This window comes from Mycobacterium sp., assembly GCF_019247615.1.
GTDB lineage: Bacteria > Actinomycetota > Actinomycetes > Mycobacteriales > Mycobacteriaceae > Mycobacterium.
Genome location: NZ_JAFBAT010000229.1, coordinates 1 through 5,160, shown reverse-complemented (window position 1 = coordinate 5,160; position 5,160 = coordinate 1). Strand labels below are relative to the sequence as shown.

General features: G+C 62.0%; 4 protein-coding genes and 2 pseudogenes. 2 read left to right on the top strand and 4 right to left on the bottom strand.

Translation table 11 applies throughout. The features are described from left to right. Window positions 1–249 precede the first annotated feature (249 nt). Both JO059_RS15950 and tpx read right to left on the bottom strand, forming a co-directional pair. Window positions 250–828, bottom strand: a pseudogene (locus JO059_RS15950) (IS30 family transposase); the annotation flags it as partial. A 245-nt stretch (window positions 829–1,073) separates the two neighbouring features. Then, on the bottom strand, window positions 1,074–1,568 hold the full coding sequence (gene tpx / locus JO059_RS15945; RefSeq protein WP_293320354.1) for a thiol peroxidase: 495 nt from the start codon (window positions 1,566–1,568) through the stop codon (window positions 1,074–1,076). A gap of 121 nt (window positions 1,569–1,689) precedes the next feature. On the opposite strand from tpx, the gene JO059_RS15940 reads away from it, so the two are divergent. Both JO059_RS15940 and JO059_RS15935 read left to right on the top strand, forming a co-directional pair. After that, window positions 1,690–2,649: a hypothetical protein gene (locus tag JO059_RS15940; protein WP_293320352.1), complete on the top strand. Its 960-nt coding sequence runs from the start codon at window positions 1,690–1,692 to the stop codon at window positions 2,647–2,649. A gap of 161 nt (window positions 2,650–2,810) precedes the next feature. Then, window positions 2,811–3,068: pseudogene (locus JO059_RS15935) on the top strand (hypothetical protein); the annotation flags it as partial. A 69-nt stretch (window positions 3,069–3,137) separates the two neighbouring features. Here the strand turns inward: JO059_RS15935 and JO059_RS15930 are convergent. Together JO059_RS15930 and alsS are read right to left on the bottom strand one after the other, a co-directional pair. Next, window positions 3,138–3,860, bottom strand: a complete 723-nt coding sequence (locus JO059_RS15930) for a (Fe-S)-binding protein (RefSeq protein WP_293320350.1) — start codon at window positions 3,858–3,860, stop codon at window positions 3,138–3,140. Between the two features lie 46 nt (window positions 3,861–3,906). After that, on the bottom strand, window positions 3,907–5,160 hold a 1,254-nt coding region (gene alsS, locus JO059_RS15925), incomplete at its 5' end, for an acetolactate synthase AlsS (protein ID WP_293320348.1).

The following is a 5,160-nucleotide window of genomic DNA, read 5'->3' as shown; positions in this document are numbered from 1 at the left end:
TCTGGCGACCGGACTGGCGAAGTTCAGCTGCAGCGGGCACACCGCACGTTTCGGCCCGGCGAGCCATGCACAGATACAACTAAGGGGCAGTTCCGGCTGGCTTCGCGTCTTACCATGCTGGCGGATTTTTGTGCGGCAGAGTATGGGTGTGGTTGCACATGACTTCGTCTCTTGCGTCTGGCCCACGGGCCGCTGCTGGCTGTCCGCGTCGTCTGAAAACTGACCCCGTGTCGACGCGGTGGCTTCTAGTCAACGTCGCAACAGTTGATGGTCTGGTGAGGCTAGCAGCGCGGTGAAAAGTTCAGTGGGACTGCGGTCTCCGAGGATGTGGCGGGGTCGGTTGTTGATCTCGTATTCAACAGCCCGCAGATGGTCAGGTGTGTGGATGTTCAGGCTGGTGCCCTTAGGGAAATATTGCCGAAGTAAGCCGTTGGCGTTCTCGTTGCTGCCGCGCTGCCACGGTGAGCGGGAGTCGCAGAAATAGACCTTTACGCCTAGGTCGGCGGTGATGTCAGTATGCCGCGCCATTTCGATGCCCTGATCCCAGGTGATCGATCGAGTCAATGCCGGTGGCAGGCCACCCATGGTCGTGGCGATCGCGAGTCGCAGCGAATCGGCGTCACGAGTCGGTAGGTGCATGAGCCGAATCAGACGGGTCTGGCGCTCAACGAGGGTGCCGATCGCCGAACGCTGATTCTTGCCGACAATGAGATCACCTTCCCAATGCCCCGGCTGGGTGCGGTCGGCGGGAGCAAATGGCCGCTGATGGATCGACAACATCGGCTGAGCGAACCTCGGGCGGCGCCGCCCGTGCCGCCGGCTCCGCCGGGGTTAGGGGCAAGGCCGCCGTCGCCGAATAAGACAAAAGTTTCGCCGTCGCCGATCGGGTTGGACGCTGTGCCGTTGCCGCCTGCGCCACATTGCCGCTCTGGCCGCCGGTGCGCGCGGCACCGCCGGTGCCGCTCGCACCCAGGGTGCCGCTGGAGCCCAGGTGGCCGAGCACACTATGACCAGTCTGTGAACTTGCGCGCAGCGTAGGTTGTTTCGGATCGGCCTGTTACCCCGTCGAACGGTCAGCTCAGACCGGCCAGCGCGGTGTCGTAGTTGGGCTCCTGCGCGATTTCCGGCACCAACTCCGTGTATGCGACGGTGCCGTCGGCGCCAATCACGACCACGGCCCGGGCAAGGAGCCCGGCCATCGGACCGTTGGTCATCGTGACGCCGTAGTCCTCGCCGAAGCTGTCACGGAACGCCGAAGCGGTCTTAACGTTCTCGATGCCCTGGGCGCTGCAGAATCGTTGAAATGCGAACGGGAGGTCTTTTGACACGCACACTACGGACGCACCGTTCACGGCGACGCGCTGGTTGAAGGTGCGCACGCTCGCCGCACATACTGCTTCATCCACGGACGGAAAAATGTTCAGCAACAAGGGTCTTCCGCGGAACTGCTCGCTGGCGACTATCCATAGGTCACAGCCGGTCAAATTGAAGGGCGGGGCTGTAGACCCGACGGCAGGCAGCTCGCCGACAGTATTGACGGGGTTCCCGTAGAGGGTTATCTGGGCCACGGACCTAGTCTGCCAAGTTCCGGCCGGGCTCGCTTGGTTCCAGGCGGGGGCTTGCACAGTATTTGTGTGCCGGGCCCGGCGAAGTTGAGCCCGTGGAGCGTATCTGGGCGACAATCACCACATGACTGATGGATTCAGAGGCCGTTGGCACCGGGCAACTCAGCTCAGTTACCTCAGCCCTTTCGAACGAAGACTCAATCGATCGCTCTGGGGTCTGGCGGCGGTAGCACTCGTCTTCGTCGTCGCTCAGCATGTGTTCCTCGTTGATGTTCCCGATTTCTTCCCGGGTTGTGCGCGACTGGTCGAACTGCTTCATACATTTGCGATCTCCTACGTGGGCTCATTCATATTTTATTTGTTAATCGTCCGGATGCCGTTGCGCCGAAACCGGCAAAACATCTATAGAATCCTAGGGCCGCTGATTGGTCGCGTCGTCGACGAGGCAGTTAGCCTCATGGGCACATTGCACCAAGCGGCCGGCTTCGATAGCCATCGGGAGAATTCGTTGGCGAACGTCCAAGAGACGTGTCGCAAGATTGGACCAGAAACGCCCACTAACATGCTGATTTCGTGGGCCACCCCTACCGTGAAGGCTCCGGTCCTGGACGCGATTTACTACCACATGGACCGCGCTCGCCGTGTGAATCGAGAGATTCTCGACCTTTCGCAGTACGTCGCGTCAAATATCATAAGCCATGTGAACGACATCGAAAGTGAGGGCTATTTCCGGGCATTCGAGTTCGTCTACCCATTGATCAAGGCCAACCAATTCAATAACTCCGACATTTCTTTTCTCGCTCGAGACATCTTCGATTACTTATTACTTGCCGACCGGCTGGACGCCTACCGCCGCGACTTCCTTCCCGCGCCCGCACCGCGACCCACGTACCTGATTTCGGGGTCAATGCGCGGCAGCGACGAAGTTCCGCTGCGACGCTTCTCGACTTCTGAGCAGTCGGGAGAAGTAGGAGAAGTGAACGGGATGCCAAGGAACACACTGAAGAACATCGGGTTTTTCGGTACGTCGAGACGTAAGCAGTCTCGTAACCGCGAACAAGTCGGGCCCAGCGAGTCAGGTTGAGTGTCGCCTGCCATGAGGATGGGACCAGGGTGACCTGATTCTTGGCAGGGTGATGGGACCACCTGGATTGCCAGTTATGGGACCACCGGCGCGTCGCGTCGGTGGTCTCTTCGTTTGTTCGTTCGATCGCGGTGACGGCTCAAGTCACGGAGGCGGCGGACATGGCTTTTCGGGAGGTCAGTGTGAACGAGATCAGGGAAGTACTGCGGGTGTGGCTGGGGATCGCGGGGCTGCCGACGCCGGGCTACCGCACGATCGGCTTGCATTGCGGCCTGGACCGCAAGACGGTACGCCGCTAGCGTTGCGGTTTCGGCCGCAAAGACACCACCGTACGGGTCGTCGACGGCGATCCCGGAGTGGAGTGCCAGATCGACTTCGGCTATCTGGGCATGCTCACCGACGTCGAGGACGGGTGTCGAGGCATTTCGCACCCGCCCACTCGACACCGGCCCACTGCCACCCGAAGGGTCACGCGATCGAGCGAACTCTTACACCACGCCTCTGGGCTTGGCCCTGAAGTCCATCAGGCGCGCGCAACCCTGTAAGTGCATGAGGCATGACATGTCGCCCGACACGATGTAGCGGGCGCCGCTGGCACCAATGCGTTCGAGTTTGTCGTTGCCCATCGCCGCCGACACGGCCTCCTCGGTGACCGCGAAAGTGCCACCGAAACCACAGCATTCGTCGTGCCGGTCGAAATCGCTGATGCTGATTCCGTCGACCTTCTCCAGCAGGCTTCGCGGTTTGGAAAACCACGGATCGTTGGGCCGCTCACTCATCGTCTGCTGGTATAAACCGCGGATCGCCGAGCAGCTGACGTGCAGCGCGACCTGGTGCGAAAACCGCGCCCATGGGAAGGCCTCGGCTTTGAGGACATCGCAGAGGAACTCGGGCAAATCCCAGATATGCGAGCTCACGTGCCGGCGCTGCGGAGTGTCCTCGGCCGCGGTGAACTTGTTGCGGACGTGGTGCACGCAGCTGCCCGACGGGGAGACGATGTAGTCGTAATCGGCGAAGTTGCGCACGAAGAGCTCCTCGGTGGCGGCGGACTCGGTGTGCGCCCCGCTGTTGGCCATCGGCTGCCCGCAACACGTTTGATCGAACGGATAATCCACCTGAACGCCGAACTTCTCCAGCAGCTCCAAAGTCGCGATACCGACTTGCGGGTAAAACATGTCGAGGTAGCAGGGAACCATCAACGCCACGCGCATGGTTAGCCAGCCTCGATGATTTGCTCGGAATAGGTTGGAAGGCTGGTCAATTCAGTACTCCCTCATGAAGCTGTGCATAGAGGTCGATGGTGTGGCTGTAATCGACCTGGACGTCCAGGATGGTGATTCCGGGCTCGGTCAGCGACTTTTGAAACGCGTTTTCGAATTCATACATGCTGGTCACGCGAATCCCGGTAGCGCCGAACGCCGCGGCGTAATGCGGGATGTCGTAGCCGCCCAGCTGCACACCGGACTCCCGCCCGTATTTCATCACCTCCTGGAAGGCCACCATGTTGTAAGCGTTGTCACGCAGGACGACATGCGTGAAACTCAAGCCCAGCCGCGACGCAGTCTCCAATTCCTGTGCGCTGAAAAGGAACCCACCGTCACCGGAAACCGACACCACCTGGGTGCCGGGGCGCACCATCGCCGCCGCCATCGCCCACGGCAAACCGACACCGAGTGTCTGCTGACCGTCGGAGAACAGCAGCCGCCGCGGCTCGTACACACGGAAGTGGCGGGCCATGTAGATGTAGTTCGACCCGATGTCGCACGCGATCGTGGCGTCATCATTGACCAGCTCACGGATTTTGAGGACCAGCGCCGCGGGATTGAGCCCCAGTTTAGTCTCGGGCTGACGGCGTGCCTCCTCGTCGATCCGCAGCAGCGCCGCACGCTGTTCTGCGGCGGCGGCACGCGCGGCGTCAGTTGGGCGCCATCCGGATAACCGCGACGTCAGCCCCGTCACCGTGGCGGCGATATCGCCGCGCAGCTCCAGCGTCGGCTGATAGTGCGCATCCATATCGGCGGCCAGCTCATCGATGTGGATGAGCACCCGGCCCGGATCGCTGTTCCACATCCGAGGGTCGTATTCCACCGGGTCATAGCCGACCGCCACCACGACGTCGGCGTGCGCCATCAGGATGTCGCCGGGTTGGTTGCGGAACAGTCCCACCCGGCCGATGAAGTGATCCTCAAGTTCGCGCGATACCAGACCGGCGGCCTGGAACGTCTCCACGACCGGCAGCTCGGTGGCGGCCAGCAGGGCGCGCAGCGCCGCGCACGAGGCGGGGTCGCCGGCCCGCGCACCGGCAAACAAGACTGGTTGGCTCGCCGATCGAATGAGTTTGGCGGCCTGGTCAATCTGCCCGACGGGCGCCGGGCCCAGCGCAGATATCCACGCCGGATGGGCGATGACGACTGCCGTCGACGCGGCCGCCACATCGGCGGGAAGCACCACCGCGGCGGCGCCGCGCGGCGCGGTGGTGGCTGCTCGAATCGCGTTGGCGATCGTTTCGGC